24 protein-coding genes are annotated in these 25275 nt (G+C 61.2%); 5 read left to right on the plus strand and 19 right to left on the minus strand.

Features of this window, described 5'->3' with window-relative positions; all coding sequences use genetic code 11:
- From VME63_RS08370 to VME63_RS08385, 4 genes are all read left to right on the plus strand, one after another.
- A partial coding sequence (locus tag VME63_RS08370) for a bacteriophage T4 gp5 trimerisation domain-containing protein (RefSeq protein ID WP_414648225.1) occupies positions 1 to 536 on the plus strand: 536 nt, incomplete at its 5' end.
- A 6-nt stretch (positions 537 to 542) separates the two neighbouring features.
- On the plus strand, positions 543 to 1415 hold the full coding sequence (locus VME63_RS08375) for a DUF4123 domain-containing protein (RefSeq protein WP_325432197.1): 873 nt from the start codon (positions 543 to 545) through the stop codon (positions 1413 to 1415).
- Between the two features lie 18 nt (positions 1416 to 1433).
- The gene (locus tag VME63_RS08380; protein ID WP_325432199.1) at positions 1434 to 4013 is read left to right on the plus strand and encodes a T6SS effector BTH_I2691 family protein; all 2580 of its coding nucleotides are present in this window, start codon (positions 1434 to 1436) and stop codon (positions 4011 to 4013) included.
- Between the two features lie 20 nt (positions 4014 to 4033).
- Positions 4034 to 5005, plus strand: coding sequence for a hypothetical protein (locus VME63_RS08385; RefSeq protein ID WP_325432201.1), 972 nt, complete (start codon positions 4034 to 4036; stop codon positions 5003 to 5005).
- A 163-nt stretch (positions 5006 to 5168) separates the two neighbouring features.
- Here VME63_RS08385 and VME63_RS08390 read toward each other — a convergent pair whose 3' ends face one another.
- The 3 genes from VME63_RS08390 to VME63_RS08400 form a co-directional block, all read right to left on the minus strand.
- Positions 5169 to 5735, minus strand: a complete 567-nt coding sequence (locus VME63_RS08390) for a hypothetical protein (RefSeq protein WP_325432203.1) — start codon at positions 5733 to 5735, stop codon at positions 5169 to 5171.
- Positions 5736 to 5943: 208 nt separating this feature from the next.
- On the minus strand, positions 5944 to 6405 hold the full coding sequence (locus tag VME63_RS08395) for an SRPBCC family protein (RefSeq protein ID WP_325432205.1): 462 nt from the start codon (positions 6403 to 6405) through the stop codon (positions 5944 to 5946).
- Positions 6398 to 6730 carry a metalloregulator ArsR/SmtB family transcription factor gene (locus VME63_RS08400; protein WP_325432207.1) on the minus strand — a complete coding sequence of 111 codons (333 nt, stop codon included), beginning with the start codon at positions 6728 to 6730 and terminating at the stop codon, positions 6398 to 6400. The genes VME63_RS08395 and VME63_RS08400 overlap by 8 nt, the downstream gene beginning before the upstream one ends.
- A gap of 298 nt (positions 6731 to 7028) precedes the next feature.
- On the opposite strand from VME63_RS08400, the gene VME63_RS08405 reads away from it, so the two are divergent.
- Positions 7029 to 8552 carry a tetratricopeptide repeat protein gene (locus VME63_RS08405; protein WP_325432209.1) on the plus strand — a complete coding sequence of 508 codons (1524 nt, stop codon included), beginning with the start codon at positions 7029 to 7031 and terminating at the stop codon, positions 8550 to 8552.
- A gap of 126 nt (positions 8553 to 8678) precedes the next feature.
- Here VME63_RS08405 and VME63_RS08410 read toward each other — a convergent pair whose 3' ends face one another.
- The 16 genes from VME63_RS08410 to VME63_RS08485 all read right to left on the minus strand — a co-directional run bounded on the left by VME63_RS08410 (position 8679) and on the right by VME63_RS08485 (position 25070).
- Positions 8679 to 10856, minus strand: a complete 2178-nt coding sequence (locus tag VME63_RS08410; protein ID WP_325432211.1) for a TonB-dependent receptor — start codon at positions 10854 to 10856, stop codon at positions 8679 to 8681.
- A 62-nt stretch (positions 10857 to 10918) separates the two neighbouring features.
- Complete coding sequence (locus VME63_RS08415; RefSeq protein ID WP_325432213.1) at positions 10919 to 12478, minus strand: PepSY-associated TM helix domain-containing protein; 1560 nt, start codon at positions 12476 to 12478, stop codon at positions 10919 to 10921.
- A gap of 12 nt (positions 12479 to 12490) precedes the next feature.
- Positions 12491 to 12730, minus strand: coding sequence for a hypothetical protein (locus VME63_RS08420; RefSeq protein ID WP_325432215.1), 240 nt, complete (start codon positions 12728 to 12730; stop codon positions 12491 to 12493).
- A gap of 11 nt (positions 12731 to 12741) precedes the next feature.
- Positions 12742 to 13014, minus strand: coding sequence for a hypothetical protein (locus VME63_RS08425; protein WP_325432217.1), 273 nt, complete (start codon positions 13012 to 13014; stop codon positions 12742 to 12744).
- Positions 13015 to 13264: 250 nt separating this feature from the next.
- Positions 13265 to 13426 (minus strand): hypothetical protein, encoded by a 162-nt coding sequence (locus VME63_RS08430; RefSeq protein WP_325432219.1) that lies wholly within the window; start codon positions 13424 to 13426, stop codon positions 13265 to 13267.
- 108 nt (positions 13427 to 13534) lie between these two features.
- On the minus strand, positions 13535 to 13975 hold the full coding sequence (locus tag VME63_RS08435; protein ID WP_325432221.1) for a hypothetical protein: 441 nt from the start codon (positions 13973 to 13975) through the stop codon (positions 13535 to 13537).
- 69 nt (positions 13976 to 14044) lie between these two features.
- Positions 14045 to 15016 carry an alpha/beta hydrolase family esterase gene (locus VME63_RS08440; RefSeq protein WP_325432223.1) on the minus strand — a complete coding sequence of 324 codons (972 nt, stop codon included), beginning with the start codon at positions 15014 to 15016 and terminating at the stop codon, positions 14045 to 14047.
- Positions 15017 to 15347: 331 nt separating this feature from the next.
- On the minus strand, positions 15348 to 16457 hold the full coding sequence (locus tag VME63_RS08445; protein ID WP_325432225.1) for a fatty acid desaturase family protein: 1110 nt from the start codon (positions 16455 to 16457) through the stop codon (positions 15348 to 15350).
- Between the two features lie 125 nt (positions 16458 to 16582).
- Positions 16583 to 17218: an energy transducer TonB gene (locus VME63_RS08450; protein WP_325432227.1), complete on the minus strand. Its 636-nt coding sequence runs from the start codon at positions 17216 to 17218 to the stop codon at positions 16583 to 16585.
- Between the two features lie 126 nt (positions 17219 to 17344).
- A complete protein-coding gene (locus VME63_RS08455; RefSeq protein WP_325432229.1) occupies positions 17345 to 17851 on the minus strand; it encodes a hypothetical protein in 507 nt (168 codons plus the stop codon).
- Between the two features lie 97 nt (positions 17852 to 17948).
- The gene (locus VME63_RS08460) at positions 17949 to 18896 is read right to left on the minus strand and encodes a hypothetical protein (RefSeq protein WP_325432231.1); all 948 of its coding nucleotides are present in this window, start codon (positions 18894 to 18896) and stop codon (positions 17949 to 17951) included.
- A 521-nt stretch (positions 18897 to 19417) separates the two neighbouring features.
- Positions 19418 to 20170, minus strand: coding sequence for a DUF1080 domain-containing protein (locus VME63_RS08465; RefSeq protein ID WP_325432233.1), 753 nt, complete (start codon positions 20168 to 20170; stop codon positions 19418 to 19420).
- Between the two features lie 74 nt (positions 20171 to 20244).
- Positions 20245 to 20463, minus strand: a complete 219-nt coding sequence (locus tag VME63_RS08470) for a PspC domain-containing protein (protein WP_325432235.1) — start codon at positions 20461 to 20463, stop codon at positions 20245 to 20247.
- Positions 20464 to 20778: 315 nt separating this feature from the next.
- The gene (locus tag VME63_RS08475; protein ID WP_325432237.1) at positions 20779 to 21660 is read right to left on the minus strand and encodes an EamA family transporter; all 882 of its coding nucleotides are present in this window, start codon (positions 21658 to 21660) and stop codon (positions 20779 to 20781) included.
- A gap of 106 nt (positions 21661 to 21766) precedes the next feature.
- Positions 21767 to 22075: a hypothetical protein gene (locus VME63_RS08480; protein WP_325432239.1), complete on the minus strand. Its 309-nt coding sequence runs from the start codon at positions 22073 to 22075 to the stop codon at positions 21767 to 21769.
- A 121-nt stretch (positions 22076 to 22196) separates the two neighbouring features.
- Positions 22197 to 25070 carry a sensor domain-containing protein gene (locus VME63_RS08485; protein ID WP_325432241.1) on the minus strand — a complete coding sequence of 958 codons (2874 nt, stop codon included), beginning with the start codon at positions 25068 to 25070 and terminating at the stop codon, positions 22197 to 22199.
- Positions 25071 to 25275: the final 205 nt, after the last annotated feature.

The raw sequence follows: 25275 nt of genomic DNA on the forward strand, positions 1-25275 counted from the left end.
AGCACGACGAAACCGTCAGCATCGGCCATGACCGCACGGAGAGTGTGGGTAACGACGAACAGGTGACTATCGGCAAGGACCGCCGACATCAGATTGGCCAGGATGCGGAACTGACCATCGAGCGCAATCACACCATCGCCATCGGCAAGGACCGCATCGAGAACGTGGGCAACCACCGCAAGGACAAGACCACCGCCAATCACCTCATCGACGTCGGCGGGCATGTCGAGCAGACCGTACAAGGTCATCACACGCTCAGCGCCGGTCAAAGCATCGAACGGCAGACGCAGCGGTATCAGTTGCAGGCCGGCGAGCGTGCGGTGATCCGTGGGCCGGGCGGCAGCATCACGCTCGATAGCGGTGGCATCACCATCGAAGGCATCGTGATCAAGCTCAAAGGGCCTATTCAGCAGTCGAGCGGCAGCAGTCATTCGCTGGCGATCCACGGCAGCCCCGTCTCGGGTGAGCCCATTTGTGTGAGCTGCCTGCTCAAGGCCATGGCCGAAGGACGCAGCGTCGTGCGGATGCAGGGGTAAGCCACTATGACCACCAAGTTTGCCGAACTGCTGATCGCCGATGTCCGCGATTCCGCCACTTGCACCCTTGCCGGCATCGTGGAGATGGCGCGTCTGGAACCCACCCAACGTGACGAACTCCTCGCACGCTATGACGCCCATGCGTGGCCGTTACTGTCACAACCGGAGTTCGACAACCTGCGAATGATTGGACCTTGGCTGTTCGGGCCTGGGGCTTATACGTCACTCCAGGGGCAATACGACTTCCACCACGCATTGAACCGCCAAGCGGGTGACGCCGTCTGTGGCTGGATCACCAGTGAATTGTCACCAGCCAAACTCGCGAGCCATCTCTGCCAGGCCAATATTGCCCATGCGCCCGATGGCGAATGCTATCTGTTGCGGTATCACACCGAGGCGGCCTTGCCCGTGCTCGATGCGCGCCGAAACCAGCCCGGGCCACGCGCCTTGTTCGCCCCGATCACATCGTGGTGGCATCCGCTGCCTCATGTGTCGCGTAAAGCCTGGGCAGCCATCCGAGGGGAGCGGATCGCCCATACGCCAGCGATGTCCCCCATCACGCTTGATGATGACACCTGGCACGCTCTGGCAGGCGACCCATTGGCGTACACGCTCGCTGACCAGCTCAAACCAGCCTTTGCCCAGCAGCCGGACAAGGACTGTTATGGCGTCCGCCTGGGGACGGTCCAGCACTATCTTGCGCAGGCCCGCGAGCAGGGGCTTATCCGCCCGGGCGACCTCAACGATTACGTGACGTTGACCGTGCTTGCGGGCGGCGCGCTGACCACCAATGCCCACTGGCAGGCGGCCATTGATGAGGCCAAAAACGGCGGTCGCCCGCTCTCGCAAAGCTACAAAGCCCGCCGCTTCACGGCGTAAGGGCACGGAGAACCTGCAATGGCTACATGGAATGAACTCTTCGCCCAGTGCGATGCCAACCGTTCGGTGATCGAGCGCTTGATGGGCAGCGGCCCCGCCGTGACCTGCAAACCCACCTTCAGTTTCCTGCCACTGCGCTACGCCGCCGTTACGGGTGACACGCAAGCGCTTAAAGCGCTGCCATCACTACCGGGTAACCTGCGACGCCCCCAGCAAGTGCGCAAGCTAACCCAGAGCGCCTACGCCGTACGCCCGTTGCGGGAAGGCTTTTTGTACGTGCTCGCCAAGCGCGTCGGTACATACCAGTGGGAAGGACAATTTCGCGTCGATGCCAATGGCACACTGACCTACGTCGTCGCCGACAAGCCGTGGGAAACCGCCGCCCTCGACTTCCAGAACCTATCGAACCTCCGCTGGTCCATCGCTCTGCACGACCTCGATGGCATCGATGAACTGCGTGTGCTGTTCAGCCCCGATCCGCTGACACCGGCCATGCTGGATCGTTACCAGAAGCAACCGACCTATCGAAACGCCATGCAACCTTTCGATATCCGGCAGCTGGCCTATTCGTGTGTCGACGCACCCGACAGCGTGCTGACGCGCGATCAATTCAACCTGATTGCCGACGTAGCGGGTGAGCAAGCATCTGCATTGGCGACCCTGCTGGACACGCAAGCGTTCCCTCGCGCCCACCTGCCCATGGCCGCTGTGCGCGCCGCCATGGCGCCCGCCCCCGGCCACACCGAAGATCGCGGCGTGGCCCTGGTGCTGGACGACGCCCTCGGCATCGCCCAGGAACTCAATGCCTGGCGCAATCGCAGCGTGCAGTTATTGGAGGACTACCTGCGCAAGAGCAGCCCCGGTGACGACAAGGGTGTGGACAACCACCGCAAGCTCACCATTGCCTTTGCCATCGACAATCTCAAGAAGACCTTGGCCGAACAGGCCGAGCAACAGTACCTCGACAGTGAGCGCAACATAGGTGTCGTCTACTCCGATCCCGGCTACAGCAGTGGCAACGCGCAAGTTGCCATGATGTCGGGTGGCACCTACCGCACCTACCGCAACCCGGCGGATCAAGCGGCCAAGCAGAGCGCCAAGATTACCCAGCTCCGCCACGACAGTTGGGACGGCAAATACGCCAAGTACGTCGATGAGGATCGCAGAAGGGCCTTCCTCGCCGATTACCAGAAAGCCGTCGCCGAGGCCGACGCGATCAAAGAGGCGCGGTCGACCGATCATCTCGCCTGGCTGACCAGTCATCGACTGCAAGACGCGCTGCTGGCCTACGACCGCCACGATACGGAACACGGTCTGTACTTTGAATGCCAGCTGGGTATGGCCATGGTCGGCATGAATGCCTGCAAAGACGGCAATGGGCTATTGAGTGGATGGACCGAAGGCAGCGTGGCCCCTACTAATCTCGCGTGGCGTGCCCTGGCCCAGAACCAGGAGGCCACCGAACAGGAAATCGACAAGCTGCTGGCCCAGCGCCGCCAACTGGTGAACCTATCCGAGAGCCAGTGGGACGACACCATCAAGAACCTCACGGCCATCTTCGACAAGAGCCGGGCCACCGTGGAGGCGTTCGAGGCGGTGAGCGGGCACGACGGACCCGGTGCCAAGCGATTGGCCGGTGGCGTGCTACTCACCAACGCGCTGGGTAATCGGCTCTTTGAAAGCGAGGTGGCCAGCTTGCTTGATGCACCGACCAACGTGGTCCTTGCGTGGGTCTTCAAGGCAAGGCTGGGGCGCTTTGCACAACAGATGCACCTGGAGGCGCGCGGCGGCGTGCCGCTGAGCAACGGCGTCATTACTAAGATCACTGGCGCGACCTCAGAGAGTTTTACCAAAGCGCTGAAAGCCGGTGTCAAAGGCCCGATGGCCGAGCTGCGCGTGGCCTCCGCGCTGACCGTGCTGGAAGCGTGGAACTTCAAGATCAAGGCGCAGAAGGCCGATAAGGGCAGCCGCGAGTATCTGGAACTGATGGCTGCGACGATGGCGGTGAGTGCAGCGAGCCTGGAATTCGGTGGGGCAGCGGTGGGGCTAGCTGAGCGCAGCGGTAATCTCGCCGTGCGGCAAGCGGCGACGATTTTCAAGAGTGGGTTGCGGTTGAATGCAGGCATCCTCTGCGGTACAGCGGCACTGGTGGGCGCGGCGTTTGATGTCAAGGATTCGTTCGCAATCGGTGCGGATTACTCAAAGAATTGGGCAGATCGACTTTCTTTGAGCGGGGCCTACGCACTCCGCGCCACTGCCCAAGTCGGCTCGGGTGCTTTCGCTTTTGGTTTGGGGCTTGCCAACGGTGCACCGTTCCTGCGGTATATGGCGGAGAAGTATGCCCAGGTCAAATGGGTGGACGTAGCCGCGGACCATGCCGCGAGGTTAGCGCTAAGAGAGCTATTTATGTTGCGCTGGTGCATTCGCATCAACGTGGCGATCTTCGTCTTGTCCGTCATCATTGAATACATGCTTCCCAACGATCTGGAAACGTATCTCGACCATTGCACGTTCTGCAAAAACCGGAGCAATGGCTTGGCCGAATCCGAGGCCAAGGAAGTAGAGATATTCGTGCGCGCGGTGGAGAACACCCTCTAATGTACTTCTGGGAATGGTTGATGTTCGATGGCCGCCAAAAGGCCAATTACGACGAGCTGACTCAACGCACCGAGCTGGCAAAGAAGGAGGGGCGTGGAACGCCAACAGCAACGGTGAAGCAAAGTCTTTCCGCCACCGTCACCGACAATGACTCGCTGTATGCATACAACGACATCTATATCGATGTGCGTACGCCTCATGACGAGAAGCGAGGATTGATTACGATCTTCCTTGGCGGAGGAATGGCCGGCGTGTGCTACTGGTGCGTCAAATTTCTATTTCTATTCGCCGCTTGGATAAGAGATGGGCAGGATGAAGGCGGAAATGTGCTCAATGGGTATGCTTATGCCTTTATGGTTTTAGTTGCACTCCTCTTCGCTTTGATATTTTTCTTCTTCTTCAAGTACGTCTACCGCTTTCTACGCCTCGAAGCCTTCACCGCGCGTCGCCTGATCGTTCGCTTCAACCGTGTCACCCGCAAGGTCTACTTGCTTCGCCCCAAGAACATTGGCGGCATCGTGGCGCTGGATTGGGAAAAGACCGAAGCGGCGGTGGATCGTTCCATGCTGCGCGAAGTCTTGCCAGGTGGCGGCTTTCTCGCCTTGGGCTGGGACAAAGGCGCCGTCTACGATGCCAACGGCCGGCCCAAGGATGACTTCGACATGGTCTTCGTCGGTCGCAGCGGTCTGCCTGGCGCCGAGCTGCTTGCCTTTTGGGAATACATCCGCCGCTACATGGAAATTGGCCCGCAGGCCGCGCCGCCGCCCAAGAAGCTTCTGAGCAAAATCCCGTGGCCTTGGCTCTCCTTCCAGGCGGCGTGGAACATCCTTCCCCTGCGCGGCCTGCGCGATAGCGGCCTCTGGGGGGCTTTCGTGCCAATCAAGCTGATGCTGCTGGCCGTCACGATCATTCACACCGCCGGGCACTGGATTTCGCTGCTGCTTTGCTACGAGCCGAAGTTTCCGTCTGCGATTGAGAAAGCGGGCCAGTAAAGCCGCTGTTGTGTACGTCGGCAATTGGTTTTTAGAAAGGGCAGCGAAGACCTCGCAACACCAATGCGAAACTTCTTCTCTTATTTGGATCGTGAATACGGGGACGTCAGTGCACTACATCCAGTCTGCTTAAGCCTTAACTCAAGTCCAGCCGGCACTTGCCTTATTGATTCCTGTCATCCGTCCGCAGTTTCAGTTCCGCCATCTTCTCCGACTCTTCCTTGCCATGGCGCAGGAGATGGCCTGACATGATCACATGGCTAAATACCGTCAGCGTTTTGCCCTGGGTCAAGCGGACAACCTGGCGTGTCATGAGATTCAGCATCAGGCGTGATCTCCAACGGTCGGCGTCGCGGGCGGGATCGTCTGGAAAGTCTTTCAGCAACAGGTTGACTTGATCTTCAACCAATACCAGGGCGGCTTCCTGGTATTGGTCGAGGATGGAGCCCGGTCTGAATTCCACTGGCATGGTTGTGCCCACGATATCAAACCGAGGTTCCAACTTGTCCAACGGAATCATCAGGGCCGGCACGGGGTCTCTTCGGTGTTCGACCCGCTCACCGGTGAAGTAGATGTAGGAACGGTTCAGCCCTTCTCGCTGATCGGTGGCATTCAGCGCGACGAGCACGATGTCCTTTCCTTGACGGTAATAGGTGCTCGGCTGTGCCTTGTCGGGCGCACAGGCGTTTCTGAGTTCTTCGATTAAAACGGGGTTGAACTTCACGGCCATGGATATGTACTTCCCAGGGTTCTCGCGTTGGGCGCTAGCATAGTTCGGCCACCCGAGGGTTGGAAACAAAGAGCCGCCCATACGGACGGCTCGCAGGTTTATTGACCGGTGATAGACGGCTTCGAGGCTTTGAGGGTCAGCGGGTCAATCCTGCATCAAGCCAAAGGCCCGGGTCCACCAATTTCCGGGCGAAAACGAAGGATGGGAATCAGCCGCAGGATTTTTTAAACGATTCATCCAGCGCGATCGAGCCTGTCTCCAACAGCGACTTGAGGTTGGAAATGATCAGGGGCCAGCCTTTGGATACCTCGCCGATGAGCTTGGAAGGTTCGCGTTCGATGGAATGGGTCACGGTCAGTTTGACCGCGGAGGCGACGGGCTCAAGTTCCATCACGCACAGCGATGGCACTTCGTCCTGGAAGTCGGGTTTGCTGTCACGTGTCCAGCGAATGACCAGGCGCTTTGGGCGAATGGACTCCACGATCTCGCCTTCGACCAGGATTTTGCCGTCGCTGTTGACCATTTTCCACGACGACCCTGCGGTCCACTGGCTATCGCAGTGCGAACCGAACCAGTATTGCTTCATGAACTCGCCATCGGTCAGCGCCGACCAGAGTTTTTCCGGCGTGGTGCGGATGACGCTTACGTAAAGGAAAGTCGATTTAGCCATGGGGTTTCTCCAATCGATGTTTCAAGTCCGCTAGCGCCTTCAGGCGCGGCTTTTCGAACTTCGCAATCCAGCGCTCGTAGATTTGCTGCAAAGGCACGGGATTGAGGAAGTGCAATTTTTCGCGGCCCCGCCGCTGGGTGGCGACCAGGTTCGCCGTTTCCAGCAGGCCAATGTGCTGGGTCACCGCTTGCCGGGTCATGTCCAGGTGCTCGCACAGTTCGTTCAAGGTTTGGCCGTCGTGCGCGTGCAGCACGTCGAGCAGCTTTCGCCGACTGGGGTCGGCGAGTGCCTTGAACAACAGATCTGCGTCGGGGGCTTTTGCCATTCGTAAATATGCAGGTGAATGCCTGCATGAATAATATGCAGGTATTTACTTGCATGTCAAGAGGCGCCGGGAAATTCGAACCGGTACCGTGCCCGATTCGATCGCATCGGCCGCTTACCCTGGGGTAATCGCCAAACCCGGAAATGCTGCAAATGCCTTCGATACCGCTGCGCCCGAAGCCGGTTACGCAGCTTGCCGCCTGCCCCGCCCCGCGTTATGTTCGGCCGCCGGGGACGAGGGGGCAACGATGGACGATTCCAGCATGCAACGTGGCGGTGCGCCTACGATGGGCGCACGGATGGCGTCTTGGAAACAGCCGCTCGCCTGGGCGCTGGTGGTTGTCGCCTTGCTTGGCGCCAACGCATGGGTGCACTGGCACAACACGCGGCAGCACGCGCTCGAGCATAGCGACTACGACGCGTTCATGCAGGCTGCGGGCGCCGACGACGCGATCGACGATCCTCTGCAACGTTGCCTGCAAGGACCCGATCTGCCGCGTACGCACTGGCATCGCGATACCACCGAACTGTATTGCCGCACGATGTTGCAGCCGACGCTATCCTTCGAGCAGATCGATGCCCTGCTGACTCAGGGCAAAGCCGATGAGGTGGACCAGGCATTCGACGGTTACCTGCGCGCACATCAAAGCGATCTCCAGCAGCCGGGTATGTTTGATCAGGCGTTCGTAACGGCCGGCTTCGACAGCAATGAAGAGGCAGCGCGGCAGCTGGCCGATCGCTGGAAGCAGGCGTCTCCGCAAAGTGCTGCCGCGCTCACCGCCAGCGGCATGCAATACCTCGATCAGGCGCTGGGCATGCCCGCGCCCAATTGGAACAACAGCTGGCCTGACGCACCGGACGATCCGACCCCGCTGCTGGCGTTGGCGCGCAAAGACCTGGAGCGTGCCATTGCGCTGCAGCCGGCCGACACCATGGCCTATCGCGAATTGATGCTAGTCGACGCCATACAGGACGACCCCGATGCCATGACCGCCGCCGCACTCGGCGCCCAAAGCCTTGAGCCGGCCAACTTCGGCGTCCGCGCGCAGTTGATGAACCTCGCGCAGCCGTCGTGGGGCAGTGCTTTCGGCGGCATGAATCAGCAGCTGCGGCTGACGCAGTCGTGGCTGCCGCACAATGCGCTACTGCGGATCGTGCTGTCCAAGCCGGCCGTATATGCCGCCACCTGCTGCGATTCGGCAAGCCCGGAACAACTGCCGACATTGCTGCGCGCGATCGACGACAACGTTTCGATTTTCGACCTGTGGAATCTGGGCACGCAGGAGTTCGACAGCAGCCCGACCTGGGCGGCGATGCTGTTTACCGAATCCCTGCGCTTTCGTCCGCGCGACGCGTTCGCCTTGCACTGGCGCGCGGAGGCGCTGCTGAAATCCGGTGACCGGGCCAATGCGCTGAACAGCATCCAGCGCATTGCCAGCCGCTACCCGCAGGACAATCCCATCCAACTGCAACTTGGCTGGATGGCTGCCGAAACCGGGCACCCCGATCAGGCCGAGCGCATTTATCTTGGCGTGCTGCAACGCGACCCCGGCAACCAGCGTGCCATGGCGTGGCTGGGCGACCTGTATAACCGCCGGCTGCACCAGCCGGCCAAGGCCATGCCGTTGGCGCAACAGCTGATCACCCGCGATCCGGATAATCCGGAGGGTCACCTCGTGCAGATCTTTGCGGAAATGCAACTGGATACGCCCGACCGCTACACGCATATCCACGACTTCATCCGGCGCTTCGGCGAACTGGAACTGTTTCAGCCGGAGCTGGCGCAAATGCGCGATTACTTGCGCCACCATCCGCGATCATGATCCTTGATTAAGGGTTGGCCCAACGCAGCTGCGCAAGCAAAACGCCCGTCGCAAATGCAACGGACGTTTTGCTTTTTTTTCGGCTTGTCGCACTTCAAACTCGAAGCGGCAGCAGCACTGGACGTGTCACAGCGCGAACGTAACGCTGGCCCGCAGCGTACGCGGCGTGCCCTGGTTGAGGATAAAGCCCCAACTGGTGAGCCAGTACTTTTCGTCGGTCAAGTTGTCGATGCCCACGCGGTAGGTCATGGGATGGCCATCCAACGTAGTGGCATAGCGCGCGCCGATGTCGAAGGTGTGGTACGCGCCGATAAAATTGCTGTTGTCCGCTTCGATCGCTTCACGACCCACGTAGCGCGCGCCACCGGTCAGCACCAGGCCCGGCAGGGCCGGCACTTTGTATTCCACGTAAAGATTGCCCTGCTCGCGCGGCGCGCCATAGGCCCACTTACCGTCCACGTCGGCAGCGGCGCGCACGTTGATGGCGTTCAAGTACATCACGCCGCCCAACAGCGTCCAGTTCTGGCCGATCGCCACCTGCGAGGACCAGTCGATACCACGATAACGCGTCTGGCCATCCTGCACGTAGACATTGTCGTTGTTGAGGTATTGCAGGCCGCGTTGCACCTGGAACAGGGCCAGGTTGGTGCTCCAGCTGTCGAACTCGGTCTTGGCGCCGATTTCGTATTGCTTGCTGGTAGTAGGCGCGAAGGTTTGATACGCGTTGACGGCCGTTACCGGCGCGCTGCCCGGCTGTTCCAGCGACTGCACGTAGCTGGCATACAACGTCACGGGCACGAGCGGCTTGTACATCAGCGCTGCCGTCGGTGTGACCGGGTTGTCGGTGTAACGCGCGGTGGGCGTGCTGCTGCCGGGGCCGAAAGACTTGTCGTCGTATTGCATGTAACGCAGGCCCAATAGGGCCGACCACTGCGGCGAGAAGGTGATGGTATCGCTGGCAAACGCGGCGCGCTGTGCCGTGGTTTCAGCCAGGTATGTGCCCTTGTCGATCGCCAGGTTGGGATTGGGCAGAAGCGGCACGTTGTAGAGATTGCCATTGCCCAGCGTCACCGCCTCGGTCAGGAAGCCGCTGGGATAGTGTTCGCAAAGCTGCTGCCAGGACGCGCCGAACACCAGATCGTGCGTGATCGAACCAGTATTTACCGTACCGGTGAACATGCCCTGCCATTGCTGGAAGTTGTAGACCGAATAACCTTGGTAGTTGACGTCGCTGTAATCGCCCTGGTTGGTCATCAGGATGATGGCGCTGTCGCGGTTCTCGCGGCTTTGGTCAGCGTAGCTGTAATCGACGCGGAAGCTCCAGTTCGAGGAGATGTCCCACTTCAGCCCCGTATTGGCCACGCGATAGGTGGTCTGGTAGCCGGTGTAGGGCTGGCTGACGCGCTGGTCGCCCGGCAGCGGCGCGGGCGTGCGCACGTCAGTGGGGTAGCCGTAATCCTGGCCCAGGATGATGCCGTAATACGTGCCGGTGGCGTCGCGATCCTGATAGATGCTGTTGAAGTGCCAGTGCAGGTTTGTGGTGATGTCCTTGGTCAGCGTCAGCGAGGCGGCGTCGCGGCGGATGTGTCCGTCGTGCACGAAGGTATTGCCGTCTTCATGCACTAGGTTGAGACGATAGCCCCAGCCGCCGGTGCCGCCGATAGTGCCGCCCAGATCCGCCGCTTCGCGCCACACGCCGTTGGACGTATAGCCGAGCGTGAAGCTGGTATAGGGTGCCGCGGTGGGTTGCTTGGTGACGAAATCCAGAATGCCGCCCGGCGCGCCGAAGCCGTACATGAAGCCGCCGGGACCTTTGAGCAACTCGACCTGGCTGAAGGCTTCCAGCGGCAGGTCGCTGCCCCAGCTGGGTATGGACAGGCCGTCCATCTTGTAGCCGTTGAGCAGATCCACGGGCAGGCCGCGTACCGCAATGCCCGACGATTCACCCGAATAACCGCTCGACAACGGCGTCACGCCCGGATCGGCCGCGAAGGCTTCGTTGATATCCAGCGCCTGGCGGTTCTGGATCAGATCCGAGGTTACCGCGCTGATGCTGTAAGGTGTATCGAGCAGGCTGCGCTGGCCCAGCGCGCCGGTGTTCGCTTCGGTGGCGCGGTAGACGTCGAGCACGCCCGAGGCGGTAACGTTCACCTGCTCCAGCGATTTTGCCTGCTTTTTGCTGTGGGTCGTGTCGCTGTTGTCGTCGGCATAAGCCTGTGCGATGGCAAGCGCGCAGCACAGCGACAGTAGCAGGCGGCGGGTGACATACGAGGACCGTGCGCGACGGCCGGTGTCAACGGACATAAGCAACTCCTTGATGCGTGAATGTCCGGCTGGCGACGGCTTGCCGACGTAGGGAAAATGGATCAGATCGACACGTGGGCAGACCACACGCTGTTTGGATCGCCGTGGCGCGCGCGGCGCATCGTCGCGATGGCAAGCCGGGCGAAGATCCATGCGAGCGCAAGCCCGGTCAGATCCACACCGAGCACGGTGTATGCAGGCTGGGAAAAATCCGCGGCGAAGGTCGCGGCATTGCGCGCAAGATCGGCGCAAGCCACCAGCGCGGTCAACGCGGCAGTAGCGCCAAGCAGATGCACGGCCGCTTGCGCAATCGGTCGTGTGAAAGCGTAGGCCAAAGCGGCACAGAGCAATCCATAGAATGCCACGCGCTGCGCGATACCCACGGCGACATCGACATAGGCACTTAGCCACACCGCCGCGAAGGCGCCCGAAATACCCAGGCATGTGCCGATGCACACGCCGATGGTGACGCGCGCCATCACGCGCGTGCGCCGCGGTTGATCGAGATGGCGGCGCTTGCGTCGCGATTCGATCCACAGCACATTGCCCGAATAGAACAGGAACGCCCCCGCCAGGCCCAGCCCCAGATACAGCCAGCGCAACGCGGTACCGCCGTAAGTACCAAAATGCAGGCCGTACATGGCCCAATTGCTGCCGGTGTTGATGCTGTGCTTGCTTCCCACGTAGGTACTCAGCACACGCCCATCCGCACCGGCAAGCGCAACGTCGCCGTAAGTGGCCAGCGTATGCAGCGATTTACCGCGCACTTGGACCACCGCATTGCGATCGCCATAGTTGACGAAATGCATGTAGTCCGGATCGAACGTGGTGACGTCCGAAGCCAGCGCTGCCTGCCGCGCGCGGGCAATCAGCGCCTGCGGCGTCTGCATGATGGCCTGGACACCGCTGGCGGGCAGCGTGGGCGCGGTGGCCACCGCCTGCGCGAACTGGCCATACAGCTTGCCGTCGAAGGCGGTCCAGTTCAGTGCCGCCAGCGTCGGCGTGAACAGGCAAAACAGCGCGCCGGTCACGGCAAAAATGATGTGGAACGGCAGGCTGACCACACCGATGGCATTGTGCGCGTCCTGCCACAGGCGCTTGAGATTGCGCCCCACGCGCATGGCGAACAAATCGCTGACCAGATGCGGCAGATGGATCAGCACGCCCGACACCAGCGCCAATCCATACAGCACGCTGGCGATGCCCATGATGTACAGGCCCACCGTCGGCCAGCCCAGCGAATCGTGCAGCGCATACACAAAATCGGCCAGGTTGCCGGGATCGGATTCGTCACGCGGCGCGGCAAGCTGACTATAGCTGGCATAGCGCGAACCCTGATCGGACAGCCAGAACACATACGCCGCATGCGCGCCGTCGCTGGGCAGTACCACGCCAAAATCGTCGCGCGCCTTGGGGTGCAGCGTCACGAACCGGTCCACCAGCGCGGACAGCGGCACATGCGCATCCGGCGCGCTGCGCCACGGCGGGTTTTGCCAGGTGGCAATCGCATCGTGGAACACGGTCAGCGCACCGGCATAGAACGCCACGAACAGCGCGAAACCGGCGATCAGGCCCGCCCACGTGTGCACGGTCTGGAAGGTGCGCAGCGTGACGGCCTTCATGCTGCCCTGCCCTTAGCGGCCATGCTGGGTCACCCATTGCGCGAGGAAGGCCAGCGCATTCGCGCTGCCCAACACGATCCACGCGCGCACCGCGGAGCCGAACGCGTAGGCGCCGATCATCAACGCCGTCCATAGCGGAAAGAACAACATCAAGGCAGGAATCAACCAGGCGCCGCCGCTATCGCCCAGCGCCAGCAGCATCAGGCGCAACAGCACGGCGGCCAAGGGAAAGCCCAGTAAGATGCCGGCCAAGCAGCGCCCAATCACCGTGTACGCTCCGCCGCGTGGCCGTAACGGCGCCACCACGCTACATAGGGCAGCGCCACCCATGCCAGCATCAGGTTGACCGAGAGCCCGGCGATACCGCTGCCAACCCCAAACTCACGTACCCAGGCGAATGCCCCCACCGCCACGCACACCGCGGCCAGGCCGCCACACAGCGCCGGCCTGGCGGTCTTCAGCAGGCCCTGGCGGGGATGCCCGGCATAAGCCAGCACCGCACCGGCCAACGTCGCAATGAGTGCACAAAGGATCATGAAAAAGGTGGGCAAAGAGCCGAGGGAACCCTCGCCGCGAGACCTTGGGCCCGCAGCCATGGATGTGTTTATTTATGAGAAGCATTCTCATTTGCAAAAGCAGCCATGTCAACCCGCGACGACGGCGGGTGGCGTCATGCGCCTGCAGACACGGCCTGGCTCCCTGTGCTTGCCAAAAGCCGACGGTCCGGCGGTTGCCGCCGGACTGTTCGTCGCCATCAGCCGCGCTGTACTTCGCCAGCGGACGTCCTCAGTCCTCGATCGGCCATTTGACGAAAGCGAATACCCAGAACATGACCACGTTTAGCAGCGGCACGAACATGATCAAAAGCCAGGCCGAACTGTAGCCGGCCTTGGAAAGAATCCTCGCGGCGGGAATGCCATACGCCGCAAGCCCGATCAATACGAGCAAGAAAGATAATCCTGTACCCATCGTTTTCCCCCGTTCCCCACCGTTATGTCTGCAAGCGCTCCCACGCAGCAAACGAACCGTTTCCCCTTCCCTTCACGCAGCACCGCACTAACGAACAAGCAATCGCCATGCATTGCGGCAGGCCGCAAACAGCAGCACGACCGCCATGAGGTACACCAGGTGCAGTGCAAAGGGCTTTGCCAGAAGCATGCCCGCGCCGGCCAGTACCAGCATCAACGTGGTGATCATCGGCACGATGTACTCCATCACCCGTGTACCAGGTAGCGCCACATCATGATACGAACGCCAATGATTCACGTGCCAGATGGCCCGCATGACGCTCAGCCACAACAGGCCCCAACCGATCAGCTGATGTGAAATCACCGGGACCAGGAAGCACAATCCGAGCAGCAGCACCGCCATCAAATCGAAAAAACTGCGCTGGGAAACCAGCAACATCCAGCGGCGCTCTTCCTTGGACACGGCGTTCAACTTCAAGGAAAGCGCGACGAACAACAGCCCACTCAAGGTGGCGGCCACCTCGGCCATCGTCGAATACGCGGTTTGCCAGTCATTCACGACACTAAAGCTCCCCGGCCGATGTGACCAACTCGTGCACTATTTCAGGCCAAAAAACGCCACCGCTGCCTTGGGCGCATCGATCGCGCTGGAGGTGCGGCCGAGCAGACGTGGATAGCTGTAATACGGCTGGGGAATCACGTGGCCGCCGCCGTAGACGGCATCGAGTTCAACCATGGGAATGCCTGCCTGATACCACACGCTGCGCCCCACGCGCGTCGGATCGTCCAGTTGCACCGGCATCAGCTGCGTGTAGGTGGGCGGATCGGCAACGTGGTTGCGTTGCGCGATCAACTCGGCCGATGCCAGCGCGGACATGCTCCTGCCCCGCTTGCCCAGGCCAAACAGGCTCACCATGCCACCGCTGAAAGGATTGATGGGATCGTCGGTGCCATCGATCAACATGATCCGCGACGTCGGACCACTGGCCGGGCATGAGGAATCAGCCTGCACCGGCAGGCTGGCCGCCACGGCGGCGACCGCGGCGACGTCATCGGCATGTTCCATCGCCATGCGAAAGCCCATATGCCCGCCGTTGGAGTAGCCGAACATATAAACGCGCCTGGGGTCGATGCCTTGCTGCGTGCGCATGCGCGCGATCATCGCTTCGATGAAGGACACATCGTCGATGTGCTCGGTCTTGGCCGGATAGCTTGCATCCGCGCGGCAATCGTTCCAATTGCCCTTGTAGCCATCCGGATACAACACGACAAACTTGTCCTTGTCCGCAAGGCGATCGAATTCGTAGCCGGTCCACTTACGCATCATCGCGCCGTTCATCATCGAACCGTGCAGGACGATCACCAGCGGCGCACCGGCAGGCAATTGCAAGGGCACGTAGGTGAGGAAACTGCGCGTCATGCCGTGCACGTCGATGGTCTCGCGCGTGACGGCGGAACCCAGTCTGGGCGCTTTGGGGGTGGGACTGTAAAGCCAGTACGCCACCGCGGCGAAGCAGACGATCGCCAGCGCGGCGATGACGGCGGCTGTTACGCGCAGAACCTTTTTCATCGTGCGTGCGCCATTCGAAGATGCCGCGTGCCCACGGCCCGGTGCGTCAGCGCGGCTCTTTTGCACTGTATCTGCGACACCAAGGCACCCTCCTCTTTTAGATCACCGGCCAGGCGAGCAGTCATAGTCGATAGCTCCTTTCGACAAGGATAGGGACTACCGCGCAGGCAGCTTCCACGGACGCCATTCCGGCGCATGCAGCGCAGCCAAGCTGCCCGCTTTTATACGCCCCTTGCCAGTTAATGTAACCCATCCGCCTGTGGTCTCAAGCACCGCATCTGGCACGCAAGCGTGAGGAAGTCGGTGCTGACTCAAGTTTTGGCTTTAACGCTCAGCGTACGTTGCCAAACCCACGAAACTGCCGGAGCGCAGCCCTGAAATAACCCATGTCAGCGTTAGGCGCGTCAGCCCCGCCACCGAAGCTCGCAAGCGCCGGCAGCGCTGTCCACGGTAGAGTGGGATGCTGGTGATGCAGGCGGTGAAGATGATGATTCATCAGCACCGGCCGCCAGATAGCGGCCACGCGAAAATTGCGCGCGCGCTCCTGTTCGTCAAGCATGACGTCGTAGTGCGGCAGGTTATCCGCCACCGACAGCCACGCCCCGCGCAAAAGCATGGTTACGGCAAGCACCGGCCACCATGCCCCATAGAGATAAAACGCGCAGGCATGGAGTGCGATGGACAACAGCCAGTCGCGCCGCATGTGACTGCGCCGTTCCTTATTTCCGGCAAAGGCAACAAACATGCGCTGGACATCCTGGCCGACCGGATCTTCACTGCGAAGCTTGTGCGCCACGAGCCGGCGCACCCAGGCGGACGGCAGAAAGGCGAGCAAAGGCAGCACCAGTTCGGCCAGGTACAAGCCACCCGACAAATGCGCGTAATAGCCGATGCGGGCCAGCGTGCGATGCGTCACGCCATCGTGCACGTCCGGCCGGTCGTAGGCTTCGCGTGTAAAACGGTGATGCATCAGATGACCAAAGCGCACGGCATCGAAGGGCAACAGGAAGGCGATAGCCAACGCTCGCCCAAGCCATTCGTTGAGCCCCTGCCGGGGCCACAGCTTTCCGTGAATGGATTCATGGATCAGCCCCCAATGCATCGGGGTCAGCACTACCAGCGGCAGTGCAATCCACAGCGCGGACGCCCCCCATTGCCGCAACAGGAATGGCCACGCGAAAAGCTGCATCAGCATGGCCGCCGCCACGACTCCAAGCAGCGCCAGATTGGCACGCCGGTCGATAGGCGTACGCGGGGAGTTACGCCGTTTCGCGGCCTGAGCGCCATTTCCCCCTGCCGCTGCTGGTAGGTCCATCTTTCCCTCTAAGTCCGCCGTGGTCGTTACATAACCTAGCAGCGACTTTTGACAGCTTAAAGTGCGTGCCAGCGATTCGGGTTTATGTAGCACCGCCACCCCAGATCCACGGGTGCAAGCGTCCATGCACGCCCCGGATTCGGGCTTCAATGCCAGCACCCTAACCCTAAGTCATTGGCCCAGATGGCATTTCTCAACCCGGCCTGACCGCACGCGGGAGCCCATAGCCGAATGTGGCCCCCAATCAACGGTCACATCGACGGCAGTGGCGGGGGCATGAGGTAGAGGCCCAACCCCATAAGCAGCAGACCGAGCGCGACAACGATCAGGTTCTGCCTTGCCGCGGACCAATGCACGATGACGAACATGGGATACGTGACAGCCCAGAGAGCGACCATGCCCGACAGCCAAAGGATCGATTTGCGTTTGGCCAAAACAACCGACCATACAAAGCCCACCAACCAGATCAGGCTACCGAAATCGCGCACCAGATAGCTAATAAAGGACCGTAAATACCAGCGCACGGGCAGTTCGCTGGACGGCTCCTCCTTCAATTGGAAGTTAACCGGCACGATGATCCACTGCGCTTGCGGTTTTCCGTCCATCGTCCCCGGCGAAAACGACCAGTGCGAAAGGCTTCGTACAGCCGCTGCATCCAAATCCGGATACCCACTGGATTTGTCCACCGTCGCATCCGCCGCGCGACCGTTCGTATCCACCTGGAATTTCACCATGACCGTGCCTTGTTCCCTGGCGGAAACCGCCGCCGCGGGATAATCGACGGGTGCATGAATAACCTTAGCATCGGTCCTATTCGAAGAAGACTGCGCGTGCGCAGGCAAGCAAATCGCCAGTAGCCACAACGCCGCCAGACATTCGCGAAACATGTTTACCCCCGTTTTGACCGATCCCTTCTGGATCGTGGGCCGCCTGCATTCAATGCCTGGGTGGTGGTCAACGCCTTGCACGAACCCGCGTGACTTGCCCGTCAGGCGTCATTCCCATGACGCACATCATGACTTGCAGTTGGCGGCAACCAATGGCTGCAAAACCTGTGGGAGACTCCCCTGCTCATCGTCCTTGGACAGTTCATCAAAACGAGGGATGCGTGCGCTCGGGTCCTTGGCAAGGATGGCGCGATAGGCCTTGAGCATGCTTCGCATCCCGGCCAGCTGAGCGGGCATCAGCTTGCCCTTCTCCGAGGGATTGGCTATCTGGTATGCCGCGCTTCCAAAAATGAATTGAGTGAGAAGCTCGCCATTGTATTTGATCGTGTCATCCGGCAGCGGCGAAAAAACGCCAGGACAAACGACATCGACGACATCCTTGCTTTTGTCTTCCCAGCTTATCAAGGCCGAACGAATCAGTGGTGCATTTTCATCGAGCGGCTGCTGTTCGAGAAACCGTGTCAACGGAACAACCTTCGCGTTGTCCACCAGTACCGGATTATCCGAGGCCCAAGCACCCCCGGCCAAGGAGCACATCAGCACGAACACACCAAAAAACGAATGATGACGCATCGAAATCCCCCGTGAAGATCGGCCATCTGATGGAATTGGCTGGCTGCCTAAGGCCGTCAGCCCAATCGCTGTCAACGCGCAAAATGCACCCCTTGTTTCATTGACCGCGCGGATTCGACCGCGCACTAAGCCATGCCACTACCAGACCGACCAAAAAAATTCCGAAGAAAACCTTGACCATCGAGCCGACCGTTTGGTGGTAGTGCTGGGAGTGATCGACGCTGAATATATAGTCATTGAAATTCAGTGCCGACACCTCGGGGTGACCCACTTCATAGGCAACCGGCACGCGCTGATAAGTGCGGGCATAGATGAGATCGGGGTCATTGGGATGGTTGCTTGATCCGAGCGAGGCATAGCCGTGGACAAGTTGCGATCCATCGCCTGTTCCAGGTACCGGGGAAAACGCGTATTCCACGTCTATGCTGCAACTGCGTTTTCCGCAGGAGCCGGTATAAATGCGCACAACATCGGCCATCACTCGTTGGCCGTTGGTCTGGATCTTGATCTCGGTATGCTCCTTGCCTCGCAGCCAGAAGATCGAGAGGACAAAAAACACCGAGCAAAACAGTGCAAAAAACTTGACCAGAAATGCGAATCGCGTCGACGGATTGGCAGGGTCGATGTTCGCACCTAAACGCCTGGTGACAAAAATGATCCCTCCGATGGCGACAAGGGCAACACATACAAATCCAAATTCGCCATGAAACAGCACCGCCGATGCCGACGACGGATTGCTGAGAATGGGGATACCCCAAATAAGCACGACTGCCAAAACAATCCCTAAAACCAATCCATACCTGGTACCAGGCTTGCCTGTATTGAAAAAGGCAGAGCTGCCCGGGTCCTGCCGGTAGGTAAAGCCCGCATCCATTTGCTTGCTTGAGGTCGAGGAAAAATCCGAAGCCGCACTGGGCAATGAATCCTCCTGATCGGGGGAGGTCTTTATATAGGCCTTGCCGCAGGCGGGGCATTCCCAATCAGGTGCTTGATCGGTTGGTTTCCTTTCGTAACCACAAGCGTGACATACGGTCCCCATATCCACTCCCTGTCTGGATTGATCTGATTGTGAATGATTTATCTAACCCGCCAAAATTCCGCTTTGCTCGACCGACGCAAAGCGCTCCGACGGCTTCGCGAGCAGGGCCGTCCGCTTTAACCCGTCGGCGATATCTTCACCCCATGCCTTTGCAAGGCAGCCAGGCATGCCGCCAGTAGCCGCGCCGCCATTTCGAGCGGCAATCCCCCCGTTTTGAAGCAGTTCCCCTACCGCCTCATCCAAGCCGCGCGACAAAATATGCCATAGCACACGGCAACTTTGTGGAAGTCCATGCCACCCAGGCGGCGACCGCCCGACGAAAGGCAACGCCGCTTTTTGGCTCGGGCGGATACCGTGGTGGCGGCTTCACGCTTGAACGCCGCCACTCGGAAACCTGGAACGGTCCGGATGTGATGGACGCCAGAAAATGCGCAACGCTACCGGTGATACAGACCGAGGATCGAGGCGGGCAGACATCGTCATTGACCCGTATGGCCGGCTAATGACGAGCGCCGCGCATCGTGCGGTTACAACTGCCGCAACTTGATATTGCGGAACCAGAGGTGGATCGGCAGTTCGCCCTTGTCTTCGGTTCCCTGCAACGAAATGTGACCGGTCTTGAAGGTGCCGAAATCCGCCCACTGTGCAAACTTCGATTGCGCGACCAGCTTGCGCCACTCGTCGTTCCAAAAATAGGTATCGACGACCTTGAAGCCGTTTTGGAAAAACTGGATGTGCCCGTGATCGGCAATGATCTCGAACTGATTCCAGTTGCCGGCTTCGCGCACGCGCTCTTCGCTCGATGCAATGAGATCGAACAGATCGCCGGAGCGCTCTTTGTCGACATGGCTGTCCGGCTGCGTACAGGTGAGATCGGCAATTTGCATTTCCGGGCCGGTCTCGTAGGTTTCCTGGTATTGGGGCGATTCGTGCACGTAGAACATCACGCCGCTGTCGGCACACGGCGTCATTTTCCATTCCAGCTTGAGATCGAAGTTGCTGTACTGGGCATTCGTCACGAGATCGGCGAAGTCATTCTCGTTGCCTGTGCGCGAACGCTCCAGCATGATCGCGCCGTCCTGCACCTTCCAATCCCTGGCCGGCGCTTTCTGCAGATACGAATGCCAGCCATCCAGGTTCCTGCCGTTGAACAGCAGCTTCCAGCCCTCGGCTTTTTCCTTTGCGGTAAGGGTATTGGCCTGTTGCGCGCAAACCTGCGATGGAGCCATGGCGCCAACCAAGGCCATGGCGAACGTCGTGGCGAGCAGCTTCTTGAACATACGATCATCCCCTGTGGATCGGCAGCGCCGTGCCTGGTTTCCAACCGGCGCGCGCTGCCCTGTATGACCTATGGTCAGGCGGTGACCGTGTCGTAATCAAGCGGCTCGGCGGGCCACGTCGGCACCACCAGCCACAGCACGATATAAATCAGGCCGCCGATGCCCGCGCCCAGGAACAGCAGCAGCCACAGCGCGCGGATCAGCCACGTGGGCGCCCCAATGGCATAGGCAAGCCCAGCGCATACGCCGCCAAGCCAGGCGGCTTTCTTTACGCGTTTGAATGGACGGTCCATGGGCAGCGCTCCGGGTGAAAGGCCTGGCTCCATGCTACGTCGGACGGCCAGGTTCACCAGTGCGGAAAGTCCCACGTTACGGATACGCCGAACAAGGAATTGTACGAACGCCCCAAGAGAAGGGGGCCCCCCTTGCGGGGGGCCAGAGCTTCATCACTAGGGGAATAATGAAGCCCGAGGGGCTAACCGCCGGACGCCCTGGGGATGGTGATCCGGCCCGCATAGATTGCGCCATCGCGGCCCTGCAAAAAAATCAGCGAAGCGCCCAAATTGCTGTCAGATTATGGCTACACGCGATGCACGGCAAAGCGATACTCAGTTAATCGACGGCTCCACCACCGGCCTGCTTACGCCAAGCGCCGCCCCCGCCGACGCGGCAATGATGGCGGCGATGGCCAGCCACTGCAGTGCTTGCAGCCGTTCGCCCAGAAACACCACGCCGGCCAGCGCGGCGATCGCCGGCTCCAGGCTCAGCAGCACGCTGAAGTTGCGCGCGGGCAACCGCGTCAGCGCGATCATCTCCAACGAATACGGCAGCACGGAACTGAGCACCGCCACCCCCAGACCCAGCGGCAACCACGCGGCGCTGAGCAACGCGCTGCCCGCATGCGCCACGCCCACCGGCACCGCCACCAGTGCGCCGATCGCAATGCCCCACGTCACCGCATCGCCGCCATGCGTCGCACCGGCTTTCTGCCCGAACAGGATGTACAGCGCCCAGCCAACGCCCGCCGCCAGCGCATAAAGCACGCCTACCGGATCGAGTGCATGCGCCTGCCCATGCAGGGGCAACAGCAACAGCAAGCCCATCACCGCCAGCGCGATCCAGGCGAAGTCCAGCGCGCGGCGCGAGCCAAACAAGGCGATCGCCAGCGGGCCGGTGAATTCCAGCGCTACCGCAATGCCCAGCGGGATCGTGCGCAACGCCATGTAGAACACTAGGTTCATGACCCCCATCGACAAGCCATAGCCCCATAACGCACCCCAGTGGGCCTTGCGCCGCAGGCTGCGCCACGGACGCCGCACCACCAGCAGCATCAATGCGCCCAGCCCCAGACGGAATGCGGTGGCCCCCTGCGCGCCCACGTGCGCAAACAATTGTTTGGCCACGGCCGCGCCGCACTGGTACGACGCCATGCTGATCAACAGCGCGCCAATGGCCACTAGCGTGGGCGCATAAGAACCGGATTTGGACATCGGCGGGGCAAACCAGACCTGTGGGAAGACCTATCATGCCCATTCGCCGCGACGAAAGCGCCTGGCGGCCACACTGTTGCTGACAGCGCGCGTCAGCAGGCCGCGCTCACTCCTCGCGCAGCAGCCAGTTCACCGCATCCAGCACCTGCTGGGTATCGTCGGACCATTGCTTGACCATGCCGGCCAGCCGATCGAGCGCCACGCTCTGCTCGCGCGTGGTGCACTCGCCGCACCAGCGCTTGAGTTGCTCGCGGCACATGTCCACGTGCAAGGCGGTGTCTTCGTACACCAGCCGCATGCGCGCCAGTTCCACGCGATCGACCAGGTCGGGACGATCGATCGCCGCGCGCATGTTTTCGGCCTGGGTGTGCGCCGCCTCAGCCGCGCTGCCGATGGCGAACTTGAAGGCCGGCATCAAAGTAATCGGACGCCAGCGTTGCGATGGCTTGGCCATATCGTCAATACACGCCGGGGGCCTGGACACCGGCCCCAACTATCCCTGTGGACGCTAGCCTGCGCTTCTTGCCATCCCCGGTCTACCCGGGGCCGCGCTGGGCAGTGCGAAAATAAGCTTCCACCGCGCTGAACGGCAGGGCGTGGGAAAGGTAGTGGCCCTGCAGCCCGTCGCAGCCCATCTCGGTAAGCAGTGCGGCCTGCTCCGGCGTTTCCACCCCTTCGGCGGCCACTTCCATCTCCAGCTGATGGGCCAGCATGACGATGGTACGCACGATGGCGGCGTCCTTGGTCTCGCCCGGCAGGTGGCGGACGAAGCTTTGATCCATCTTCAGCTTGTCGATCGGAAACAGGCGCAAGTAGGAAAGGCTGGAATAGCCGGTGCCGAAATCGTCCAGGGACAGGCGCGTGCCAAGGTCCTTCAAACTGGCCAGCGTGAGCCGGGCGCGCGTGACATCTTCCATCACCGCGCTCTCGATCATCTCGATTTCCAGCATGGAAGCCGGCACGCCGTGACGACGCAGCGAGTCGCTGACGCGCTCGGCCAGGCCCGGACGCTTGAGCTGATGCACCGACACGTTGACCGCGATGGTGAAGCCCTCATGCCCTTGATCGAGCCAGCGGCGCAGATGCTTGCATGCGGTGTCGATCACCCAGTCGCCGATCTCGGACATCAGGCCGAGTGCTTCGGCTACCGGAATGAAGCGTCCCGGCAACAGGAAGCCCAACTGCGGGCTGTTCCAGCGCAACAGTGCCTCGAAACCGGTCAGCTTGAGATCCACGGCGCTATGTTGCGGCTGGTAATACAGCTCCAGTTCGCCGCGCGTGACCGCATCGCGCAGGTGCGAACCCAGCGTCACGCGATCTTCCAATTCGATCATCTGCGCACGCGTCAGCTCGGCGACTTGGTCGCGGCCTTCGCGCTTGGCCTGGATCATCGCCGCTTCCGCGCGGCGCAGCAGTTCTTCGGCCGTGTGTCCGTGATCGGGAAAACGGCTGACGCCCACGCTTGCGGTCAGCAGCAGGCGGTAATTTTCGCCTTCCAGCGGCTGGGCGATCGCGGCGCGCAGCGTTTCGGCCATGGCGCGCGCCCTGGCGCCGTCGAGCCCCACCACGGCGATGACGAACTGGTCGCCCGCGAAGCGCGCCACGTGCCCAAGGTTGTGCACCACCGCCTCCAGGCGCACGGCCAGGCACTTGAGCACCTCGTCGGCGGCCAGGTGCCCGACCGATTCGTTGACCACGCGAAAGCGATCCAAGCCGATGGCGAACACCGATACCGGCGGTGCGCCATCGTGCAGGATCCTCTCCAGCTCCTGCTCGAACAGCGGATGATTGGGCAGCCCCGTGATCGCATCGTGCGAGGAGGCATAGGCCAGGCTGGCCTCCATCTGGCGTCGCTCGGTGATGTCGCGCGCCACGGCATAAACCAGCCCGTCGGGCGCGGCGAACGACACCCATTCCAATACGCGCTCGCGGCCATCCTTGCACAGGCAGCCGCTGACGAATTCGTGGATACCCTGCCCGGTTTCGTTGAACGACCGCTCGCGCTGCTGGGTCTGGAACAGTTCGCGGCAGCTGCGGCCGGACAGCTCTTCGGGCGAATAGCCGGTGAGGCGTTGCAGGAACGGATTGAACTGCACCAGGCGTTCGGTGATCGGATCGATGATGCAGAACAGCTCCAGCGACATCTCGAAAAAGCTGTCGCGCACACGCAGGCGATTGACCAGGCGTGCGCTTTCGATCGCCACGCCGGCCACTGGCACCATGCGGTCGATGCTCTCCAGCTCGTCCGGCCGCGGCTCGCGCGGTTGGCGGTAATACACCGCGAAAGTGCCCAGCACCTGCCCGCCGCTGCCGAAGATCGGCGTGGACCAGCACGCCATCAGTCCATGCGCCAGCGCCAGTTGCTTGTACGGCGCCCAAAACGGATGCGTGGCGATGTCGGCGACCACGATGCGTTCGCGGCGCCACGCCGCCGTGCCGCAGGAACCGCGCCTGTCGCCGATCTCCATGCCGTTCAAGGCCGCGTTGTAGGCGGTCGGCAAGCTCGGTGCCGCGCCATGGATCACGTAAGTGCCACTGTCGTCCAGCAGCAAAATGGAACACAGTGCGCCGGGATTGAGTTCTTCATGCAGCCGCGCAATGCGCTCCAGACTGTCGGTAAGCGGATGCTGCGCGGCCACGCCCACCAAAATGTCGTGCTGGCCGGCTGCCAGCTGTTGCGCGCGCTTGCGGTCGGTGACGTCCTGGCAGGTACCCAGCATGCGCAGCGGGTGCCCGTGCTCATCCACGTGCACCACGCCGCGGCTGAGCAGCGTGCGCACTTCGCCATCGGGGTGCACGATGCGCTCTTCGAATTCGTAAGGCTGATGATCTACAAGCGCCTGCTTGATGATGCCCATGACACGCGCGCGGTCCTCTTCATGCACGCGCGCCAGATAACCTTCGAAAGTCGGCGAATGTTGATCGTGCGCAATGCCGTAGATGCGATAAAGCTCTTCCGACCAGGTCACCCAGTTGCTGGCGACGTCCCACTCCCAACTACCCAGGTGCGCGATCTCCTGCGCGCGGGCAAGCACTTGTTGATCGTGTTGTTGCGTCTGGGCGGCCAGTTTTTGTTCGGTCACGTCGCGGAAGTAAATCGTCGCGCCGGTGCCGGCCGGATAAATGCGGTATTCCAGCCAGCGTTCGCTCGACGGCAGCAAGATGCCCAGCGCCACCGGCAGCTGGTTCTTCACGGCTCTTTCACATGCCTGGCAAATGGTCTGGCCGATGTTGTCGGGAAACTCCGTCCCCACGCGCTTGCCGATCAGCGCCGCCGCATCGCGCCCCAATAATGCGCAGGCCTGGGTATTCACATAGGTATAACGCCACTGCTCGTCCACCGCCGCGAGCGCTTCGGAAATGCGTTCAAAGACCTGGATCGGGTCGAAACCGCTGGATGAGGTGCTCATAGCACGTTGGCGTTCCGCCCAGAAGGTCCGCAGTCGTTGGTTCAGATTACGCTGGCGACGACGAGGGTCGCAATGCCTCGCTGTCATATTCGCGTGGATTTCTCATCGTTCGACACCGGTTTCTTGCGCAGCGTCGTGGTGAGCTGGCGCTGGCCGGATTTTGGCCGGCGCCATGGAGACGGTTATCGTCCGTTGCGTGAGGTTC

Origin of the sequence: Dyella sp. (assembly GCF_035503745.1) — a bacterium.
Classification (GTDB): domain Bacteria; phylum Pseudomonadota; class Gammaproteobacteria; order Xanthomonadales; family Rhodanobacteraceae; genus Dyella_B.